The organism is Microcoleus sp. MOSTC5, from assembly GCF_036701825.1.
GTDB lineage: Bacteria > Cyanobacteriota > Cyanobacteriia > Cyanobacteriales > Microcoleaceae > Microcoleus > Microcoleus asticus.
This window is the reverse complement of the sequence record NZ_JAUBRK010000025.1, coordinates 1-21,941: the sequence shown is the minus strand read 5'-3', so window position 1 is coordinate 21,941 and position 21,941 is coordinate 1. Positions and strand designations below refer to the sequence as shown.

Here is a 21,941-nt window from a genome sequence, read left to right as displayed (position 1 = left end):
CTACTTATATTTTAAACAAAAAACGGGGGATGATTTATGGAGATTATGGGATTTGTTGTAACCGCAGATGTCAGCGGATTAACACAGATGAACGCAGATAAAATTCATCTGCGTACACCTGCGTTCATCTGCATTTCAAAATAAGCAGTTCGCTGAGTTTCGATGAAATTACTTGCTCAACACACCATCGGGAATTCCCAAAAGATCCTCAATGCGAGGCATATCTTCCAAAGCAATCACTCGTCCTTCATCCTCAAAACCAGCAATTTGATCGAAATTCAAATACCGATACAAATCACTAGCAAAAGGATCGATTCTTTTTGACACAATGTCGTTGTATTCTTGGACTGTGGGAATTCTACCTAACAGCGAACAAACGGCAGCCAATTCCGCCGAGCCGAGATAAACTTGCGCGTCTTTGCCCATGCGGTTGTTAAAGTTGCGAGTAGAAGTTGAAAACACCGTTGTCGCATCTTTAACCCGCGCTTGATTTCCCATACAAAGACTGCATCCGGGCATTTCTGTGCGAGCTCCAGCAGCTCCAAAAATGCTGTAATAACCTTCTTCTTTGAGTTGCTGTTCGTCCATCCGAGTTGGCGGACAAATCCACAGGCGAGTTTTCACTTCCCCTGCACCTTCTAACACCTTCGCAGTGGCGCGGTAGTGACCGATATTTGTCATGCAAGAACCGACAAATACTTCGTCAACCCGATCGCCCGCAACCTCACTCAACAACTTAACATTATCCGGGTCGTTGGGAGCAGCCACAATTGGCTCTTTAATCTCGTTCAGATCGATTTCGATGATTTCAACGTACTCCGCATCAGCATCAGCCTCCATCAGCACCGGATTAGCCAGCCATTCCTCCATCTTCGCCACCCGGCGCATCATCGTCCGCGCATCTTGATAGCCCCGCGCCATCATATTTTTCAGCAGCGCCACATTGGAACGAATGTACTCGGAAACAGTCTCTACACTCAATTTAATCGTGCATCCGGCGCAAGAACGCTCTGCCGTCGCATCGGTCAATTCAAAAGCCTGCTCGACCTTCAAATTCGGCAAACCTTCAATCTCCATAATCCGCCCAGAAAAGATGTTTTTCTTGTTCTGTTTCTCGACGGTTAGCAAACCTTTTTGAATTGCCACATAGGGAATTGCATTCACAACATCCCTGAGCGTTACTCCCGGCTGCAATTCACCTTTAAACCGCACTAATACCGATTCCGGCATATCCAAAGGCATGACGCCCAAAGCAGCAGCAAAAGCCACCAATCCCGAACCCGCAGGAAAGGAAATTCCTAAAGGAAAACGAGTGTGAGAATCGCCGCCAGTTCCCACTGTATCTGGCAATAACATTCGGTTCAGCCAAGAGTGAATAATGCCGTCTCCTGGCCGCAAAGCTATGCCGCCCCGCTGTGCCATGAAATCCGGCAATTCGTGGTGAGTTTTGACATCAACTGGTTTGGGATAAGCGGCGGTGTGGCAGAAACTTTGAATTACCAAATCGGCGCTAAATCCCAAACAAGCAAGTTCTTTCAATTCGTCCCGAGTCATCGGCCCGGTGGTATCTTGCGAGCCGACTGTTGTCATGGCTGGTTCACAAGATGTACCGGGACGAACGCCGGACAAACCGCAAGCTTTGCCTACCATTTTTTGTGCTAAAGTGAAGCCTTTGCCTGTATCGGTGGGAATAGTCGGGCGGGTGAAAATAGTGCTGGGTTCTAGTCCTAAAGCTGCGCGGGTTTTGTCGGTTAAAGTGCGTCCAATTAATAGCGGAATTCGGCCGCCGGCGCGAACTTCGTCTAGAATTGTGTCGGGTTTGAGGGTGAAGGTGGAGATGATTTCTCCGGCTTCGTTGGTGATTTCGCCTTTGTAGGGATGGATGGTAATTACCATTCCTGTTTCCATTTTGGAGACATCGCATTCGATCGGCAAAGCGCCGGAATCTTCAGCGGTATTGAAGAAAATCGGGGCGATCGCACCTCCTAAAATATAACCGCCGCTGCGCTTGTTCGGCACAAACGGAATATCATTGCCAATGTGCCACAGCACCGAATTAATCGCCGATTTCCGCGAGGAACCGGTGCCGACAACATCGCCGACGTAGGCTACGGGATGGCCTTTTTGCTTCAACTCTGCGATCGTTTGCAGAGCTCCTGGTATCTTACTTTCCAGCATCACCAAAGCGTGCAGGGGAATATCCGGCCGGGTGGTAGCATGAGGTGCTGGCGACAAGTCGTCAGTATTCGTTTCTCCGGGAACTTTGAAGACTGTAACGGTAATGACTTCCGGCAGTACGGGGCGGCTGGTGAACCACTCGGCTGCAGCCCAAGAATCGACTACCTGCTTGGCGTAGGGATTGGTATCGGATAAAGTCAGAATGTCGTGGAAGGCGTCGAATACTAACAGGGTTTTGCTCAAGGCTCGGGCGGCGGTAGCGCCAATGGCGGTTTCGGCAGTGGGATTGAGCAAATCGATTAAAGATTGCACGTTGTAACCGCCCATCATTGTCCCCAGCAGGTAAACTGCCCATTTGGGAGCAATTAGGGGGCTGTGGATTTCGCCTTTAGCAACGCCGGTTAAAAAACCAGCTTTGACGTAGGCGGCGCTGTCTACTCCGGGCGGGACGCGATCGCGCAATAATTCTATTAAGGTTTCTTCTTCTCCTGCCGGCGGATTTTTCAGCAGTTCACACAATTCCGACGTTTGCTGGGCGTCTAGCGGCAGCGGTGGAATTCCCAAAGCGGCCCGTTCGGCAGCGGTACGGCGGTAAGATTCAAGCATTTCTCCTCTCTCCTCGGATAGTATTCGGTGGTTGGCAAGCAGGTGACTTTACTTTTTAGATTAGGAGCTTCCGCTGCTGATTGGGTAAAGTACCTCGCCATACATAAAAACTTAACGCAAGTTTAAAAACTGTAGATTTTCATACCAAAGACAGATGTGCTCTCGACCGAGATTGGATCGTATCAAACTCCAGCCGAGCAGTTTAAGGCGTTCATTGGTATTGTTCTGGTTAAGATTAATGTGTTGTGGGCTACTGTCGATCGTCCTCTGCATCCATTTCTAACAAGTTAAGCTAGGGAAACATTTGTCAATCAGCAATTATGCTCAAATTTTACTCGGATTTTGAGTAGAAAAACCACATTCGGGCGATCGAGGAATTATGCCGAGCGCCATATTTATGCCCGCTCACTCCCAAATCGCCAATTTCCACTCCTAGAAAAGCAGTTTTTTTGAGTAATATTACTGATTGACAAATGAAATTAAGTCTTCAGTTGTTACCAATGCTCTGCATCTGAAATCGTCATTTACCGCAAGTTGAAAAAAGTTGTCCTGCTAATGGATCGGTTAACAAATGGAAAGTTTTATCCCTGAAAACTCTGAAGACTGTCAGGGCTGTGCCTCCAAGTCAGACTTGTATCAAGAGCTGCAAGGAACGACAGAATTACTGCTGACGATCGCCAACTCAATGCCGATGCCCCTGATAGTCAGCAGTCTGGCGGACGGCACAATTCTTTATAGCAACGATTTATGCCGTCAGGCTTTCGGGCTCACAGAATTCAAGTCGATAAAACGCCAAAAAGCCGAAATGTTCTACCACAATCCCGCAGACCGCCAGGAACTGCTGTCGCGGCTCGCCGACAACGGACACGTCCGCGAGACAGAAGTCCGCCTTAAAAAAGCTGACGGCACGCTGTTTTGGGCAACTGTATCGATGCGGTATTTGACATTGCGGTCGGAAAAAGCTGTTCTGTCGGTGTTCTGCGACATTACCGATCGCAAGCGAGCCGCCGCGAAGGAACAGGAATTGCTCGCGTCAATCCACTTGCGGGCCCGCCAGCAAGCGGCCGTCGCTTACTTGGGGCAGCAGGCCCTGGCTGAAACAGATTTGTCCGCACTGATGGACAAAGCTGCGGTTTTAATTGCTCAAACGCTGGACGTTGATTATTGTCAGTTGTTAGAACTGTTGCCCTCTGGCCATGCTTTTATGCTGCGAGCAGGGGTTGGCTGGCAGCCGGGCCTCGTCGGCAGCGCTACTGTTACCGCTTCTGCCCGATCGCAAGCAGGTTACACATTGCTAGTGGGCGAACCGACTATCGTCGAAGATTTGCGCGTGGAAACGCGCTTTAGCGAGTTGCCGCTGCTGCACAACCACCGGGCTGTCAGCGGCGTCACTGTCATCATTCCCGGCAATCGGGGAGTGGGAAGCAACTGGGGACAAGCAGAACCAGCGAACAGTTCCTCCTCGCCGGCCTGGGGCATTTTGGGGGTGCATACCAGCCAAGGGCGGGTTTTCAGTCAAGATGACGTTTATTTTGTAGAAGCGATCGCCAACGTATTAGCCGCGGCGATCGAGCGCATCATATCGCAAGAACGCTTACAAATGATGGAACGGGCGATCGAAAGTTGCAGCAACGGCATTGCAATCACCGACGCGACCGTTGGAGATAATCCGATTATTTATGTCAATCCCAGTTTTGAGCGGATCACCGGTTATAGCAGAGACGAGTTAATGGGGAAAAATTGCCGATTGTTGCAGGGCGCCGACAGGGACACCGCCGCTGCCAAACAATTGCGAGTTGCGATTGAAGAAGGGAGAGAATCTCAAGTTATCCTGCGCAACTTTAGGAAAGACGGCACGCCTTTTTGGCTCGAACTGTCGATCGCTCCAGTTTACAACTCGCGGCGGCACTTAACCCACTTTATTGGAGTGCAAACAGACATTACCGACCGCCAGCGCTCGGAAGAAGAATTATTTTTAAATTCTCAAGCTTTAGCAGCTTTTAGCGCTAATCTCAAACACTTGCACCGGATTACAACTTATCATTATCAAAACTTTGAAGAACTGGTTGACGATTATCTAACAGCAGGCTGTTTGATGTTTGGACTTTCTATAGGAATCATGGCTGAAGTTGAGAGCGAAACTTTTATTGTGCAGGCAGCGAAAACAGATTTAGGATACTTCGTGCGAGGCTTAGAATTGAACCTCAGCGATACTTACTGCGCCGCAGTCATTAAGCTCAACAAAACAGTTGCGTATTCTCATATAGGAGCCGACAGAGAGATGCGCGAACATCCAGCTTATCAAAGCTGCAAATCAGAATCTTACATCGGGACGCCGATATTTGTTAACAATAAAACCTACGGAACTTTAAGTTTTAGTTCGCCAGAAATAAAGAAAAAAAAATTCAAGTACGAGGAAATAGAAATCATAGAATTGATGGCTCAAAGCATCGGTAAAATTCTGGCGGTTCACCAAATGGAAGTCGAACGCCAGCAGGCTGAAAAAGAGCGGTGCGAGTTGATAGTATCTCTCCAAGAAAGTGAAGAACGCTATCGCCGTTTAGTAGAACTATCTCCTGAAGCGATCGCCGTTCACAGTCAAGGGAGAATCGCCTACATCAATGCTGCCGGCGCTAAACTCCTGGGTGCGAGCTCTCCCGATGCCCTAATCGGCTTTCCGGTATTGCATTTCGTCCATCCAAACTATGTGGAAACAGCCAGAGAGCGCATCCGGCTAGTCGAGAAAGAAAATAAGCCGATCGACCTTGCCGAACAAAAACTGATGCGGCTCGACGGACAAATAATAGACGTTGAAGTTGTCGGCATCCCCGCTACTTATCAAGGCTTGACCGCCGCCCAGATTATTATCCGAGATGTCACCGAGCGCAAGCGAGTAGAACGGCAACTGCTGCACGGCGCTTTTCACGATGCGCTGACAGGTTTGCCCAACCGTGTTTTGTTCATCGACAGGCTAGGACAAGCCATCCGCCGATCCAATCAGTCCCCCGATTACAAATTTGGTTTACTTTTCCTAGATTTAGACCGCTTCAAAGTAGTTAATGATTCTTTAGGACACGTTTTAGGAGACAAACTCCTAGTCGCCCTCGCGGATCGGCTGCAAACCTGCGTGCGGGCTTCTGATACCGTGGCTAGGCTGGGGGGAGACGAATTCACCATCCTGCTAGACCACATTCAGAGCCTCAGCGACGCGACCCTAGCAGCTAAAAAGATACAAAAAGAACTGACGATGCCGTTTCATATCGAAGGGCACGAAGTATTTACCACTGCTAGCATTGGCATTGTTTTCAGTGTAGGCGAAACCGCCGAGAGTGGCGAATCGAATCTCTACACTCACCCGGAAGAATTCCTACGCGATGCTGACATCGCTATGTACCGCGCTAAAGCTTTGGGCAAGGCCCGCCACGAGGTGTTTAATTTGGCGATGCACGACCAAACTATGTCGCTGTTGCAGTTAGAAAATGACCTGCGGTTGGCTATTTTGGGCAAGGAGGAATTAGGGGAAAGCAAGGATCAATCTTCGCACTTTATTGTGCACTACCAACCGATTGTTTCGATCGCCAGCGGTGCGATCGAGGGTTTTGAGGCTTTGGTGCGCTGGCATCACCCGGTTCGGGGTCTAGTGCCGCCGTCTACTTTTATTCCTGTAGCTGAAGAAACAGGTTTGATCGTGCCTCTGGGAGCCTGGGTGTTGCGGGAAGCTTGTCAGCAATTGCGCCTTTGGCAAGAAATGTTAACCGAGGAAGATGGAAGAAGTTCGATGGAAGTCAGAAAAAGGAAGAATGAAGAAAGAAGAGGGAAGAGGGCAACGGGCAATCTACGGAATTTAACTGATTTAAGGAATAGAGAGAATGAGGAACAGGGAAGAAGGAACAGGGAAGAAACAATCGGTAAAAAATTACCAATTTCCAGTTACCAATTCCCGATTACCGATTTCCACTCCCCAGTTACCAATTCCCAATACCCAATTACCAATACTTCGGCTACCTTCAATACAAGTTCCCAGTTACCAATTCCCAATTTTCAATTACCAATTATCGATCCTTCGCAATTAACAATGAGCGTCAATCTTTCTCCGAAACAGTTAGGTCTGGCGAATTTGATCGAGCAAATAGATGAAATTTTAGCAGAAACTGGCTGCGCTCCGAGCTGTTTAAAATTGGAGATTACTGAAAGCGCGCTCGTGGAAAATGTGAAGAAAGCCAATATTGTGCTCGCCCAATTAAAAAATAGAAATATTCGATTGTCGATCGACGATTTCGGTACTGGTTATTCGTCTTTGAGTTACTTGCACCGCTTTCCGCTGGATACGCTGAAGATCGATCGATCTTTTGTGAGTCGCTTGGGGGCTGTCGAAAACGGTGACGGCGGGGGTCAGCCTTTGCAGATTGTCCGGGCGATTGTGACTTTGGCTCACAATTTGGGATTGAATGCGATCGCCGAAGGTGTGGAGACAGCCGAACAGTTAGCACAGCTTCGAGAACTAGGCTGCGAATTAGCTCAGGGATATTGGTTTTCTAAACCTTTGGACAGTTCCGCAGTGACAGAAATGCTGATAAATCTCGGTAATAGAGCAATTCTCAAGTGATTGAGGTACAAATTGGTAATGGGGAATGGGGAATGGGAAATTGGTAATTGGTAATTGGTAATTGGTAATAAAGTGAAGTATGGTACCTCAGCTAGGGAGATATTTGCTACAAATTCAGAATCTCAAAACTGACGCACTAGGGAATAAATAGTGCATCAAAATTAGATTTTCGGTATAATTGAGAATTACCAAACTGACGCACCGTAACGCTTTCGCAATTCCCAATTCCCAATTCTCAATTCTCCCTCCCCCATTCCCATTAACAATTAGCTTTGAGCGGAATTTCGATCGCCAATTCTGTACCCTGTCCCGGCGAAGAAGTGCATTTCAGCGACCCGTTGTGTCTGTCTGTAACAATTTGATAGCTAATTGACAAGCCCATCCCAGTGCCTTTACCCACAGGTTTAGTGGTAAAAAACGGGTCAAAAAGCCGACTGCCCACAGTCTCCGGTATTCCCGGCCCGTTGTCAGCAATCCGAATGATTACCTTGCCCGCTGGCGATATTTCAGTGCGGATGCGGATGTTGCTGGGCTGTTCCCGCATTTCCTCAGCAGAACGCCGCAGATCCCGTTCTTCCAAAGCATCCAAAGCATTGCTCAAGATATTCATAAATACTTGATTTAGCTGTCCTGCATAACACTCTACTAACGGTAATTTGCCGTATTCTTTAATCACCTCAATTTCTGGATGATTGTGTTTGGCTTTGAACCGGTGCTGCAAAATCATCAGGGTGCTATCTATGCCTTCGTGAATGTTGACTGCTTTCATTTCTGCTTCGTCCATGCGGGAGAACGTGCGCAGAGATGCAACGATTTGCTGAATTCTGTCTGCACCGACTTTCATCGAGGAAAGCAGTTTCGGCAAGTCATCCATCAGAAAATCGAGTTCAATAGCTTCTACTTCCTCTTGAATTTCCGGGACTGGATCGGGATAGTGGTTTTGGTAAAGTTCGATCACGTGCAGCAAGTCTTGAGTATAGTCCTTGGCGTGGCTGAGATTGCCGTAAATAAAGTTAACTGGGTTGTTGATTTCGTGGGCGACGCCTGCCACAAGTTGACCGAGAGATGACATTTTTTCGCCTTGAATTAACTGCGATTGAGCGCTCTTTAATTGCTGCAAAGTTTGCTCTAATTCGAGAGCTTTATTGCGAGTTTGGGCGTAAAGATCGGCTTGGTTGAGGGCGATCGCCAATTGAACTGTAACCGCTTGCAATAATTCTACTTCGCCCTCACTCCAGGGTCGCACAGCAGCGGAGTGGACGCAGGTAACAACGCTCACTACTCCCGAAAGTGCCTGCATCGGAATTGCCAACACAGATTGGTAGCCCAGAGAGTTAAAAGACCTTCTCCAAAAAGGGTCTGCGATCGCTCCGACATCATCGATTTGCAGCGTTTCTAGACGCAACATCTGTTCTCCTATAGTGCCGAAGTCAGAAGCTTTATAGCAACCTATTAAATCTGGAAGTTCTATTCTGCGAGATTCTTGAATAATTTCCCAAAAAGCCTCTTCTTGTTCGCTGCGGTACCAGGAAAAATAGCACCTATCGATCTGCATGAAAGCCCGAATTTCTTGGACGGCGACAGCAATAATGCTGTCGAAATCGAGGGAATTGCGGATTTGAGTCGTGAGGTTGTTGAGCAATTTTTCTCGATCTGCCTGCTGCTTGAGTTGGGCGGACGATCGCCTCAAGGCAATTTCTGCTAGCTTGCGATCGGTAATATCTTCGGTGACAGCTAATAGATATTGCGGTTTGCCATCAGCGTCGAGAATTGCGGTTTTCTTCGTATGAAATATGCGAGTATCGCCTTCTCTTGTTTGAATCAGTTCTTCGGGAATGTCTAAAATTTGCCGGCTGGCGAGCGCTTCCCGGTCTTTGGCGGTGAAAAAGTCGGCTTGTTCTTTGGGGAAAAAGTCGCAGTCCTTTTTGCCCATAATTTCTGCTGTACTGAAACCGAGCAACTCTTCGGCGGCCGGGTTCCACAGTACAAATCGCAACTCTTCTGCTTCTTTGCAAAATACTCCTACGGGTATGGTTTTGAGCACTGATTCCATAAAATGTTGAGCGTCTTGCAGTTCTGCTTCTGCAAGTTTGCGATCGCTAATATCTCGGACGTTGGCAATGACGCTGAGATTGCCGTTGAGATGAATTCTGGACAGGGCAACTTCTACATCAAAGGTTGAACCGTCGTTGGGACGCCTCGCTTTCCATTCCACGCGGGGTGTTTCGCCGGCTAATACTCTTTCCCAAAGTTCTCCAATTTTTTCAGAGGGATTGTCGCCGCTTGAATAGTCGTTTTTAATTGATAATTTTTTTGCTTGTTCCTGGCTCACTCCGTACATTTCTAACATTCGATTGTTGACATCGAGAATGTTGCCTTCTAAATCGTGAATGAAGATAGCATCGTAGACATTGTTAAATATGGTTCGCAGGTTTTGTTCGGAAACTTGCAGCGCTGCTTCTGCTTGTTTTCGATCGCCAATTTCTTGTTCTAACTGCGTGACTGCTTGAGAAAGTTCGGCCGTGCGATCGCTCACTCTGTCTTCCAACTCGGCTGCTGCTTGCCGCAGGGCTGCTTCTGCAAGTTTTCGCTCGGTAATGTCGATCGCCGTGCCGAACAGTTTTACCACTTTGCCACTGGCATCGGTTTCGGCTTTGCCCAGGACGTTCACGTGTCGCAGCGTGCCGTCGGGACGGTAAAGGCGGTAGTCAAAATCAAAGGGGATGCCCGCTGCGAGTCCCCGCTCTACATGAGTCTGCCACAATTCCACATCTTCTGGAGGGATCAGAGCGATCTGTTCGGCTAGGTTGGGCGCGCTTTGGGCCGGTTCGAGTCCGAAGATGCGGAAGAGTTCCTCTGACCAAGTGACAGTTCCCATTGTTGCATCGAGTTCCCAATTGCCGACGTGGGCGAGTCTCTGGGCTTCTTGTAGCTGCCGCTGGCTGTTGCGGATGGCGGTTTCGGCAACTTTGCGATCGGTAATGTCGAACAATACGCCGCAAAATACGATTTCGCCGTTCTCGCTGCGGGTGGGCATGGAGTCGCCCTGCCACCAGCGAATTTCGCCGTCTGGCTTGACTAACCGCCCTTCGTAGTGCCAGGGAAAGAGATTTTCTACGGCTTCTTTGACGGAGGTGATGTAGCTTTCCACGTCTTCGGGGTGGACGCGAGAAATGAATGTATTTAAGTCTTGCATTATTTCTGCTACAGTGACGCCGCTGATATCTTCGATGCGATCGCTCATGTAGTCAACTCTCCACACTCCCTGGCTGCTGCAAAATTGAAACACTGCTCCCGGGAGGGTGGCAGCGATCGTCCGAAACCTGGTTTCGCTGACACTGAGGGCGGCAAAAGTCTGGCGCAGTTCTGCCGTGCGTTCTTCTACTCTGCGCTCTAGTTCGGCGTTTGCGTGTTGCAATGCTGCTTCTGCTCGCTTGCGATCGGTAATGTCGGCGGCTGTACCGGTGGTGCCGAGGAAGTTTCCCGTTTCGTCGTACAGGGCGATCGCGTTGAACATCAAATGTTTCATGCTGCCGTCTTTGGCGATTTGGGTGGTTTCGTACTGGAAAACTGATTCTCCGGCAAACAGGCGGGCGAAAACTTCTAAATCTTTCCGGCTTTGTTCTGGTGTCACAAAGTCGGAGAACGGCCGACCGAGCATTTCTTCTGGTTCGTAACCGTAGATGTACTTAACTGCTGGGTTGACGAAGGTGTAGCGCCCGATCGCATCGACCGACCAAATCATGTCTTGGGAGGTTTCTACCAGGCTGCGGTATTTGCTTTCGCTGGCTTTGACGGCTTCTTCTGCTTTTTTGCGTTCCGTCATGTCGCGGGAGACGGCAATTGTCATTGTGATGCGATCGTCTTCGTTGCGGATGGGTGTTTTGACTGTACTAAACAGTCGCACTTCTCGATCGTGCCGCGTGATCGGTTCTTCGGAAATTTCTAGAGTCTGTCCGGTGTCAAATACGAAGGCGTCATCTTTAATGTACTGGAGAGTATGGTCGGGATTGCTCAAAGGTGCGTCTACGATTCCTTGAAGTTCCTCTTGAGTCATGCCGTAATAATCGCGAAATGCTTTATTAGCCCACACGATTTTTGATTGAGGGCCTTTGACTAATACTATATCGGCGATCGAATCGAGAATTTGGTGATATTTTTCCTCGCTGTCGCGGAGTTTCTGCTGCGCGGATTCGATTTCTGCTATTTGCCTCTGGGTTTGCAAGTGCAGTTCGGCTTGGTAGATTGCAACTGCTAAATGGTCGCCTACTTGTCTGGCAAATTCGATTTCGTCTTCTTGCCACTCGCGGGGTTTACCGCAGGAGTGAATGCACAGCAACCCCCACAAATGTTGCCCTTGCAGCAGCGGTACGACTAAGTTGGCTCGGATTTGAAATCGCTTGAGGATGTTGAGGTGACAAGGGAGCAACCGGGCTTTATAGATGTCGCTGACAGCTTGAACGTACCCTTTTTGGTACTTTGCTGCAAATTGTTCGCCGAAGCAGCGATCGTGGACTTTTGCGCCCAAGGATGGGCTGTATTCGGGAAGTACGTCTTCGGAGACTACTTCGCCTTCGTTCCATTCCGATTCGGGGAGGAAACGGTAGACGACGACTCGATCGGCATTTAGGAGTTGCCGGACTTCGGTGGCTGTGGTTTTGAATATTGTTTCTAAGTCTAGGGATTCGCGAATTTTGCCAATCACTCCCATCAGCGCTTGCAGCTTTTTGAACCAGGTTTGAGATTGCGTTTGTCTTTCTAGGTGAGCTAGTTTCTGGCGCAGGTTGGTTACTTCTTGATACAGGTGTTGATTAAACATAATGCTATTTCTTTAGTTATTTTGCGGTTTGGTATCGAGGTTGATGGCATCGCAATAGCGCTCTGCAAGTTGAGCCTGGTAAATCAAAATGGCAAAGGAAAAATTCTCCTGCTTCTGCTAGCAATTACCACCTACTCACGGTACATTTCCGTAGTTTTTATGAATTTGGAGGCGGATCGAGCAGCTTAAGTGCGTATATTTACTGGGAAAGCGTGCGGTGATTTGGTACGCCATAAATTTTCAATAATTGAGAATTATACTAACAAGACTTAAGCATAAACCCGGTTTGTTAAGCTAATTAAGTCAGGGAAGCTGCGAAAGAGGAAACGAAAAACTGGGTTTCATGGCGGGATCGGGAGGAGCGTCCTGACTAATTTTGACATTTTTTTCGATCGCCTCCGGTTGCAAGTGTCACCTTTTTATTATTACCGCAAACTCGATCTATGGTTTACTTGGTTTGGTCAGCGAATATCTTGTTGGGATCGCCTCTATAAAAATTTGTTTAAATTTAGGCGATCGCCTTTTCTAGAGCTTTCAGTATTTCTCGATTTATCTGTCCTAAATTAGATTTTATATAGCCTTTATGGCAAGCCGAAATTTAAGATATTTTTCCTTGCATTTTCATTGTTTTATGCGAGGGTTGGATTTTTTAAACTTATTAAAATTCACCGGATCAGAGGTTAGTTTTCGGTAAAACAGTTGAGGTAGTTGCAAGCTATGGTTAAATTGGCTCAACTCAAGGGCGATTCCCTAGCGCAACGAACTCGCAAGCGCGTTCGGGATAGCTTCGCTCGCGCGTACACTTTTTGCCCGATTTTTGCATCTTTTGAGAAGTGTAAAAATTTTAGATAATACCAATGTTTAGGCTATCACATTTTTGACTAAAGTAAAGGTATTTCAAGCTTCATCAATAGAAATGGCGATCGCGAAGATTAAAGTTTGGGCAAAGTAATGACAAATTCCGTACAAACTCGCATTTCACTTTCTACCTTTAAAGTGCCACCGTGTTGTTCGCCAATAATATCGCGAGTGAGAGATCATCCAAAACCGACTGCCTCTGCTGTTGGTTTAATTATAAATAAAATATGGCAGATTTTTGCTTTAATTTCTAGAGAAACTCTGACGGCATTCTCGCGGAGACAAAGTTCAACTGCTTTTACTACTTTTTGCGTTTTTACCAATTTTTTGATAGTAAATTTTCTGTTTATAGATCGGTTCTTTGCTGCCCGTTTTTCTGCTTTTGAACTACAGCAAAACAAGCACGATCGATGATATTTATAAAAGCGCGGTTTAAATCCTATAAGCCAACTTCCGACAGAGCGATCGCGCTGTCATACTCAGTATAAATTATTATATTTAAGCGGCGATCGGCTGCTGCGATCGCCGCACTGCTACAAACTTAAGAAGCAGTTTTCAGCATCGCCCTGGCTTCCTCAATATTTTGGGCAACCAATTTGCCCGACTCGATAAAGGCTGCTCTTTCGGTATCGCTGAGTTCAAGTTCCACTACTTGTTCGACTCCCTGATATCCCAAGCGGCAGGGAAGTCCTAAAAAGATATCTTGCACGCCGTATTCGCCGTGTAAATAAACTGAGCAAGGCAAGAGTCGCGACTGATTAAATAAAATAGATTCTACCATCAAACAGGCAGAAGATGCTGGTGCAAAATAAGCACTACTAATCTTCATCAATCCGACAATTTCTTCGCCGCCGTGGCGAGTCCGCTGTACCAGTCGATCGATCGCCCCAGCATCCATAAGTTGATTGATGGGAATACCGTTGACAGTGGAATAGCGGGGCAAAGGAACCATTAAATCGCCGTGAGAACCGATGACAGTTGCATTGATTTCAGTATTTGAAACGCCCAATTCCATGCCAATAAAAGTTTGAAAGCGGGCGGAGTCGAGAACTCCCCCCATACCCATGACTCGGTGTTTTGGCACATCGGCAGCTTCCCAAGCTAAATAAGTCATGATATCTAGGGGATTGGTGATGACGATTAAGATTGCTTCGGGAGAATGCTCGATCGCCTGTTTTGAGGCTTCGGTGACAATTCGAGCATTGATTTTAATTAAATCTTCCCGATTGATACCGGGTTTGCGCGGCACTCCGGCGGCAATTACTATGATATTTGAGTTTGCCGTATCTGTATAATCATTTGTACCCACAATTTGGCGATCGTGGCGTTCCACTCCCCTGGCTTCCATCAAATCCAAAGCAACGCCTTGCGGCCAACCCTCCACGATATCTAGCAATACTACATCTGCCAGATTTTTCTCGGCAATTCGCTGGGCTAACGTACTGCCGACTTTGCCTGCACCAATAATTGATACGCGGTTTGATGGAGAATTCATTGGATTTTAGATTTTAGATTTTAGATTTTAGCAATCAGCTTAATTGGGGAAAGGTGCGCGGTCTGCACCCTTCGCTACATTAAGAACAGTGATGTTTCGTTTTGGTGAGTTACTTAAAATCTTCGAGTTGGTCTACCCGCAGCCAAATATTCGGGGTGGGAACTTTGCCAAATTTGACGAAGGCATAGTCGCCGCGAACATCCATCACTTCGCCCTTTGTTTCAAATATATACGAGGAAAAGCGCTGGTCGCTGGCTTTTGCTTCTAGACTGTTTTCCAATTTTTCGCGTACAGCGCGAACTATACTGCCTTTCTTGATTGCCATAACTTGCTTTGTTTAGTTTAAAAAACTATACAAATTTTAATCTAGATTTGCCTGGAAAGGACTTCTTCTTTCTTCTGACATCTGGCACTATTCTCGCTTAACAGCCCTTTCGGGTCTGTTTCACAATAGTTCAATATTCTTCTGGGCTGGTTGTCCCGCCCGCCCCTGAGAGCCTTATTGACAATGGTACAAGATATCAGTTCTTCGTTCTTCCTTCTTTCCTCTTCCGCCTTCTTCCTGACATCCGTTACATCCGTTACATCCGTTACAGAATCCGTTGCCGAACTTCCTTCTTCCTGACATCCGTTACATCCGTTACAGAATCCGTTGCCGAACTTCCTTCTGCTTATTGCTGACACACGGGGCAAAAATGAGTCGATCGCCCTGCTAATTTTATACGTTCGATGGTTGTGGAGCAAGTGCGGCACGGTTGGCCGGCGCGATTGTACACCCAAGCGACGCCACCGTAGTTGCCGTTGACACCTTGGACGTTGAGAAAATTGCTAAAAGTGGTGCCACCGGAGGCGATCGCCTTCTGTAAAACTTGAATAATAGCTGTATGGATGCGCCCAATTTGCTCTGCGGTCAAATCCGCGCAAAGAGTTGTGGGCATCACTCCCGACAAAAACAAAGTTTCGTCTGCGTAAATATTGCCCAAACCAGCTATCAGTGACTGGTCTAGCAAAGCTGTTTTTATGGGTCGCGCCCGTCGGTGCAGCTTGCGGGCCAAATATTCTGTTGTAAACTCGTCGGAAAACGGTTCGGGCCCTAAAAGTTTCAGACCGATGACAGTGCTGGAAACCTCGGTTTCTGCCGGCACGTACCACATTTGCCCGAAGGTGCGCTGGTCTACAAACCGCAATTCTTGGTTTCCTTCAAAAAACAGCCGCACTCGCGCGTGTTTTTGCAGGGGTTCGGATTGGTTCACCCACAGCAGTTGTCCTGTCATTCGCAAGTGAACGCCCAACCAGCCGGCTTTTGAAGGAAGGAGCAAGGAAGAAGGAAGAGGGGAAGAGCTTGGAGTTTGATCCCTAAATTCTCCCCCTTTCCCTTTCTCTCTTTCTCCTTCTGGGAATTGAGATAGTTCTGCCAGTAAATATTTGCCGCGTCTGTACCAGCGGGCGATCGACTTTCCTTTGAGTTGTGTCAAAAAATCGGTAGCAGAGATTGAGCGGGCGATCGTGCTGTTTAACAACACGTCCCCGCCCAACATTTCTCGATCGAGGGTTGCTTGATTCAAACCCCGGCAAATAGTTTCAACTTCTGGCAGTTCTGGCACAATTAGCGCTGTTCTGTTCCTTGATTTGGCGAACCTTCGACGCTGCCGGTCACTTCGGCGCCCGGTTTGCTGTCCGTCGAAGTTTTCGGCTGCTGGGGGGCTCCTCCGCTGCCTGTTTTCCGGGTTTTCTCGTCTACCGTGGTTTGCTTGCCGCCGGAAGCTACTGGAGTCCCTGTTTTCGCTTTTGCTTTGGGTGCTGCCACTTCCACTAATTCGCTTTGGGCGAAGTTGTTGGTGTTGACGCCTGCATAATTTACGGTGTTAAAGCGAACGATAACTGGGTATTTAATGCCGCTTTGGTCTACCGTAGCAACGGTGCCCACTTCTTGATACCAGAAGGATTCTTTGCGGAGAATCCGGACTGTAGAACCGCGTTGAACCATGAGCTTTTTTTCCTTTGCGATGAATAAACGGATCAAGCCATTTTTTTTACTTTAGTCGATCGCGCGACGCATTTAAAGTCTGCAAGGGAATTTTTACCTCCCGCGCCGTTTTTTGGCCTGCTGTTTGTAAAGAAAAGTAAATACTTTGGTAGGGCGATCGCTGGGGTTGCAAAATAAATAAACTGACATTATCCGTCAAATAAAACCAGTGCGATCGAGTTGAAAACAAACTTTACAAATAGTAGTGAATTGCTACAGTTAAATGTTCTGCGAAATTCTGATAAGTAATGACTGGACTTCACGCAACAGTAATACTGGCGATCAGTGCTGACGGTAAAATTGCAGATGCAGTACGATCGCCCGCTAGATTCGGTTCTGCCAACGACAAAGCCCACCTCGAACAGCAAGTAGCAGCAAGTGACGCGGTTTTGTTCGGCAACGGCACTTTACAGGCTTATGGGACGACGATGAGAGTGCTTTCGCCGGAATTGCTCAAACAGAGGGAACTGCAAGGGAAGCCGCCACAACCGGTGCAAATTGTGTGTTCGCGATCGTCCGAATTTGACCCAAACTTGCGATTTTTCCAGCAACCGGTGCCTAGGTGGCTGCTGACGGGGCAAGACAGTAGGGAAACGCCATTGCCGTCTCCGTACCCGACAAAAGACAGTAAGTTCGATCGCACATCTGGCACAATTCTCAAGAACGAGCAAGATGCCCGTTCCACAAGAGATGAATTTTCTCGCTTCACAGGCATCTTGCCTGTTCGTAAAAGGCTTATTGAGAATGGTGCAACATTTCAATTCGATCGAATTATCTATGCGAAAACCGCAGGTGGAGAGATTGATTGGATTGATGCGTTTCAACAGCTAGCAAACTTCAATATCAAACGCTTGGCGATTCTGGGCGGGGGAAAACTGGTAGCGTCTGTGCTGGCTGCTGGCTTGGTAGACGAACTTTGGCTGACGGTGTGCCCGTTAATTTTGGGCGGGGCGGATGCACCGACACCAGTGGAGGGAGAGGGTTTTTTGGCGGATTTAGCTCCGAAATTAGAGCTTTTGGCGGTTAAACAAGTGGGACAAGAGGTATTTTTGCATTATCGGGTCGATCGATAGTCGCGCATTTGTAACTGGTTCCCAGGCTCTGCCTGGGAACCCATGTCTAGAGGCTCTGCCTCGCAAGCGCAAGGAAAATCGAGGCAGAGCCTCTGGATCTGCGTTACCAGGCAGAGCCTGGTAACAAGTGTCGAACAGGGGAAATTATATTAACTTAAATGAAGTTCGATCGCTCTACGCTCAAATCTCCCTATGCTGCAACAGCCAAAACCTCAATATTCTGTAGCCTGGATTAGCAAAATAGGCGAAATCCCGCAAGCGTCGTGGGATGCCTTGGCGATGCCGCTAAAAACTCCATTTCTCGAATGGGATTGGCTGAACAATCTCGAAGTCTCCGGCAGTGCGACAGGTAAAACCGGTTGGCTGCCGCATCACTTAACAGTCTGGCGAGACAAACAGTTGATTGCTTGCGCGCCACTTTATGTCAAAAGCCACAGTTACGGCGAATTTGTATTCGACAATCAGTGGGCGGATTTAGCCCAACGTTTGGGCGTTAAATATTATCCCAAATTGATGGGAATGACGCCGTTTACTCCGGCTGAAGGTTATCGGTTCTTGATTGCCGAAGGAGAAGATGAAGACGAGTTAACCGGAGTAATGGTAAGCGCGATCGACCATTTTTGCGATCGCCACAATATCTCCGGTTGCAATTTCCTGTACGTCGATCCCGAATGGCGCGAAAGAATGGAACGCCACGGTTTCAGCAGTTGGCTGCACCACAGCTATATTTGGCAAAATCAAGGCTATCAAAATTTTGACAATTATTTAGGCGCATTTAATGCCAACCAGCGCCGCAATATCAAACGCGAACGCAAAGCAGTTGACCAAGCTGGTTTGTTGATAAAAACGCTGACTGGCGATGAAATTCCCCAAGCCATGTTTGCTCAAATGTATGCTTTTTATGAGAATACTTGCGACAAATTTGGTTGGTGGGGCAGCAAGTATCTGACTAAGCGATTTTTTGAACAGTTGCACCACAATTATCGCGATCGAGTTTTATTTGTAGCCGCCTACGACAAGGAAGATGACAGACACCCGGTGGGTATGTCTTTTTGTTTGTATAAGGGCGATCGGCTTTACGGGCGTTATTGGGGCAGTTTGCAGGAAATCGACTGCTTGCACTTCGATGCTTGTTACTATACGCCGATCGAATGGGCGATCGATCGGGGCATCCAAAGCTTCGATCCCGGTGCCGGCGGGCGGCACAAAAAACGGCGCGGCTTTCCAGCTACGCCAAATTATAGTTTGCACCGATTTTATAACAACCGTCTCGCCCAAATTCTCAAGTCTTATATCGGTCAAATCAACGAAAGAGAACAGGAAGAAATTGATGCAGTCAACGAGGATTTACCTTTTACGAAGTTACCTCCTTTGTTACTCGGCGATTGAAATTACTTAAGAGTCAAACTTTCGTCTCAGTTATATCCGATCGCACTCGCGATCGGGTAATTTCATCATCCAATCCGGTTGATTTTACCTGTTACGCGAAATCAGGACACGGCGCCGTGCCGTTTCCCTACAATTAGCGGGATGGTTACATTTGAGCGAGGGCGATGGCAGGCGATACCCGCAAGCTGCTACGACGTTTTTGAGTATGAAAACGGCACGGCGCCGTGTCCTCAATAGCCCTGTTGTAGATGGTTAATTCGGATCTTGAAAGCGCGTCTACAAAAACAAAGTCCGCCTGCGCGGACTAAGAAATAAGTCAAATTAAGTATTAGTTATTGGTTATTGATTATTAAGAGCAGCTAACTAATAACTAATAACTAATCACTAATTCAAAATTACCTTGCCATCTTCCTGAATTTCCAGGGATTTTGTATCAGCGGCCAAGTCAGTTGTCGCGCCGAAACTCACTTGCAACATTCCCGGCATCGCGGTTGCTTGGGGGCGAACCAACAGCAATCCGCCGTCTGGGCGCTGGTAAGTGAGGGTGATTGGCACTTGGATGGTTTTCAGCAAAATTTCCGATTGTTCGCCCAGAGTGCGCGGCGGGGTGACGCCTACGATTTGATAATTGATGACAGCATTGGTGGTATTCACCAGTTTAATTACTATCATGCCTTCGGTAGGGGTAACTCGCGCACTGGGCAGTGGGAAGCGGGAAGGCGTGTTTGTGGGTGTAGAGGGCATCTCACTGGGGCTCGCAGCCGGAGTTGGTTGGCTGACGGGTTCTTCAGTTGCTGCGGGAGTGTCTGCGGGCTGGGAAACGGGTTTTCCTTGTTGCGGCGGGGGGCCGCCGGCCTGGGAAAGTGTTGCGAGACTAACGAGTAAACCCCCGCAGGTGGCTGCTAGCAAGCTGATTTTTTTGAACGGTAGATTGTGGCGAAACATAAATAACTCCTCACGAGTTCGATCGAGGTTTTCCAACAAAGTTCATGTTAATCTATGGCGGAAATGAATTTTAAGAGCAGGGTTTGGGCCAGAGGTAAGAAGAACCAGCCTTGAGGGGTAGATTTTTTTTATTAACCGCTGAGGGCGCTGAGGAAGAGGGGAAGAGGGGAAGACAGCAAGTTTAGAGGCGAGATGCTTCTGATTTGTGGGCGGGGAGGGTGACGGTAACGGCGGTACCTCGATCGACTTGGCTGTCAATGCGGATTTGGCCGCGGTGATTTTCGACAATTGCTTTGGCGATGGCTAATCCTAAACCGGAACCGGCGGCGCTGCGGTGGGTGCGGGCGGGATCTGCGCGGTAGAATCGATCGAATAAATGCGGCAGGGCTTCTGCGGCAATTCCGATGCCGGTGTCTGTTACTTTTATTTGCAGCGCTGGATTTAACATCGGCGAATTTCTTTTGTTTTTAGCTGCAAGCTGCAATTCTACTTGAATTTTACCGCCAGAGGGCGTGTACTGCACGGCGTTGCTGACGATATTGGTAAAAAGTCGGGCTAGTTGATCCCAGTCGCCCAAGAGTGTAAAGTTGTCCTCAGCGTTGGGCAGATCGACAATTTCCAAAGAAAGAGAGAGATTTTGAGTAGTGGCGATCGCCTGTTGTTCTTCAATTACCTCCATCAGCAAAGCATCCAGAGGAACCTCAATCCACTGCTGCTGCACGATACCGCTGTCTTGTCTGGCTAAAAATAGCAAATCGTCAACCAAGCGCCCCAAACGGCGGGTGAGGCGTTCGATAACTTGTAGCTGTTGGTACTGCTGCGGTTCGATATCCGGTTCCGCCAAAGCTACTTGGACGTTAGTTTGAATAGTGGCGATCGGATTTCTGAGTTCGTGAGAAGCGTCAGCCGTAAACTGTTTGAGACGCCCGTAAGACTTTCGTATCGGCGCCATCGCCAATCCCGACAGCAGCCAGCCAATAGCCGCCACGCAAATTAGCGTTAAACTCGCGCCCAAAATCAAATCGAGAATTAATTGGCGGATGGGTTTTGTCACTTCAAACCAAGGATGGCTGACTCGCAAATATCCCAGAACTTGGCGGCCGATTTGTACTCGCTGCGTTACTTGTCTGAGGGAATAGTTTTGAGTTGTCCGAATGCTAATTGGTTTGGTAGAAACGCGATTTGTATTTTGTGCAATAGACTTTTCACTACCTAAATTTAGATTTTCCTGCGAACCTGCATTCAAACCGCCATCAATATCTCTTCTTTCTCCCCTCTGCGCCTCTGCGGTTAAATCCCTCTTCCCTCTATCCATTAAATCCGTGACATCCCGTACATTGCCAGTTGCCAAACTTTCTTCTGCCTGAGTTGTGCCCTCAAACTGCAACTTATTATTAATTATCCAAACTGTTTCGCCGGTGCGGTTAGCGTGAATGGGAATATTCAGCGGTTCCGATAATGTAGACCACAGCAATTCGCCCGTAGGACTGAACCATTCTAAATCAATGTGGTCGTCTTCTACAGCATCGGTGCTATCTCGAAAACTCGCTTGAATATTAACTTGTAACTTATTTTTATATTTGGTAGTAGGGAAACTTAGCGGTTCGATAACAAGAGTTCGCTCTATTACTTCCACAACATGATTGAGGGTGTCATCAATGCGATCGATCAAAGTATTGCGGACGTAGAAATAGAAACCTGTGGCGAACACAAGTAACAATACAGCAGTAACGGCAGTGTACCAAATAGCGAGGCGGCGGCGGGTAGCTTGGAACATATTGCGAAGGAAGTTCGGCAACTGATTGTGTAATCCATTCAACAGATTTAGGTAGAGTCGATAGGGGCATTTCTACCCCTACCTCTCTTTCAGAACCGGACATGAAACTTTCGCTTCATCCGGCTCCTTGATATCTTCACCCTTTTTATGGGTACAATTCAAAACGGGT

Annotated in this window: 15 protein-coding genes; 4 read left to right on the top strand and 11 right to left on the bottom strand. The window is 47.8% G+C overall.

What is annotated here, in order from left to right; genetic code table 11:
• Window positions 1–168: 168 nt before the first annotated feature.
• Window positions 169–2,784, bottom strand: a complete 2,616-nt coding sequence (acnB, locus tag QUA54_RS15590) for a bifunctional aconitate hydratase 2/2-methylisocitrate dehydratase (protein ID WP_333415343.1) — start codon at window positions 2,782–2,784, stop codon at window positions 169–171.
• A 571-nt stretch (window positions 2,785–3,355) separates the two neighbouring features.
• Between acnB and QUA54_RS15585 the strand changes: the two genes are divergently transcribed.
• Complete coding sequence (locus tag QUA54_RS15585) at window positions 3,356–7,390, top strand: EAL domain-containing protein (protein WP_333415342.1); 4,035 nt, start codon at window positions 3,356–3,358, stop codon at window positions 7,388–7,390.
• A 259-nt stretch (window positions 7,391–7,649) separates the two neighbouring features.
• Here QUA54_RS15585 and QUA54_RS15580 read toward each other — a convergent pair whose 3' ends face one another.
• On the bottom strand, window positions 7,650–12,209 hold the full coding sequence (locus tag QUA54_RS15580) for a PAS domain S-box protein (RefSeq protein ID WP_333415341.1): 4,560 nt from the start codon (window positions 12,207–12,209) through the stop codon (window positions 7,650–7,652).
• On the opposite strand from QUA54_RS15580, the gene QUA54_RS15575 reads away from it, so the two are divergent.
• A complete protein-coding gene (locus QUA54_RS15575; RefSeq protein ID WP_333415340.1) occupies window positions 12,195–12,398 on the top strand; it encodes a hypothetical protein in 204 nt (67 codons plus the stop codon). The two genes, QUA54_RS15580 and QUA54_RS15575, sit on opposite strands and share 15 nt — an antisense overlap.
• Window positions 12,399–13,246: 848 nt before the next feature.
• Here QUA54_RS15575 and QUA54_RS15570 read toward each other — a convergent pair.
• The 7 genes from QUA54_RS15570 to QUA54_RS15540 all read right to left on the bottom strand — a co-directional run bounded on the left by QUA54_RS15570 (window position 13,247) and on the right by QUA54_RS15540 (window position 16,778).
• Window positions 13,247–13,390 (bottom strand): hypothetical protein, encoded by a 144-nt coding sequence (locus QUA54_RS15570; RefSeq protein ID WP_333415339.1) that lies wholly within the window; start codon window positions 13,388–13,390, stop codon window positions 13,247–13,249.
• A gap of 218 nt (window positions 13,391–13,608) precedes the next feature.
• A complete protein-coding gene (gene mdh / locus QUA54_RS15565) occupies window positions 13,609–14,562 on the bottom strand; it encodes a malate dehydrogenase (RefSeq protein WP_333415338.1) in 954 nt (317 codons plus the stop codon).
• A gap of 109 nt (window positions 14,563–14,671) precedes the next feature.
• The gene (locus QUA54_RS15560) at window positions 14,672–14,887 is read right to left on the bottom strand and encodes an NAD(P)H-quinone oxidoreductase subunit O (RefSeq protein WP_015178120.1); all 216 of its coding nucleotides are present in this window, start codon (window positions 14,885–14,887) and stop codon (window positions 14,672–14,674) included.
• Window positions 14,888–14,928: 41 nt separating this feature from the next.
• Window positions 14,929–15,246, bottom strand: a complete 318-nt coding sequence (locus tag QUA54_RS15555) for a hypothetical protein (protein WP_333415337.1) — start codon at window positions 15,244–15,246, stop codon at window positions 14,929–14,931.
• Complete coding sequence (locus QUA54_RS15550) at window positions 15,234–16,166, bottom strand: DNA-formamidopyrimidine glycosylase (RefSeq protein WP_333415336.1); 933 nt, start codon at window positions 16,164–16,166, stop codon at window positions 15,234–15,236. Before QUA54_RS15550 ends, QUA54_RS15555 begins: the two co-directional genes overlap by 13 nt.
• Before the next feature lie 2 nt (window positions 16,167–16,168).
• On the bottom strand, window positions 16,169–16,549 hold the full coding sequence (locus QUA54_RS15545; protein ID WP_333415335.1) for a photosystem I reaction center subunit IV: 381 nt from the start codon (window positions 16,547–16,549) through the stop codon (window positions 16,169–16,171).
• 46 nt (window positions 16,550–16,595) lie between these two features.
• The gene (locus QUA54_RS15540) at window positions 16,596–16,778 is read right to left on the bottom strand and encodes a hypothetical protein (RefSeq protein ID WP_333415334.1); all 183 of its coding nucleotides are present in this window, start codon (window positions 16,776–16,778) and stop codon (window positions 16,596–16,598) included.
• 58 nt (window positions 16,779–16,836) lie between these two features.
• Between QUA54_RS15540 and QUA54_RS15535 the strand changes: the two genes are divergently transcribed.
• Both QUA54_RS15535 and QUA54_RS15530 read left to right on the top strand, forming a co-directional pair.
• Complete coding sequence (locus tag QUA54_RS15535; RefSeq protein ID WP_333415333.1) at window positions 16,837–17,661, top strand: dihydrofolate reductase family protein; 825 nt, start codon at window positions 16,837–16,839, stop codon at window positions 17,659–17,661.
• A gap of 192 nt (window positions 17,662–17,853) precedes the next feature.
• Window positions 17,854–19,050, top strand: coding sequence for a GNAT family N-acetyltransferase (locus QUA54_RS15530; protein ID WP_333415332.1), 1,197 nt, complete (start codon window positions 17,854–17,856; stop codon window positions 19,048–19,050).
• A gap of 384 nt (window positions 19,051–19,434) precedes the next feature.
• Here the strand turns inward: QUA54_RS15530 and QUA54_RS15525 are convergent, their stop codons facing one another.
• Window positions 19,435–19,995 (bottom strand): hypothetical protein, encoded by a 561-nt coding sequence (locus tag QUA54_RS15525; protein WP_333415331.1) that lies wholly within the window; start codon window positions 19,993–19,995, stop codon window positions 19,435–19,437.
• 181 nt (window positions 19,996–20,176) lie between these two features.
• On the bottom strand, window positions 20,177–21,772 hold the full coding sequence (locus QUA54_RS15520) for a HAMP domain-containing sensor histidine kinase (protein WP_333415330.1): 1,596 nt from the start codon (window positions 21,770–21,772) through the stop codon (window positions 20,177–20,179).
• Between the last annotated feature and the right edge of the window lie 169 nt (window positions 21,773–21,941).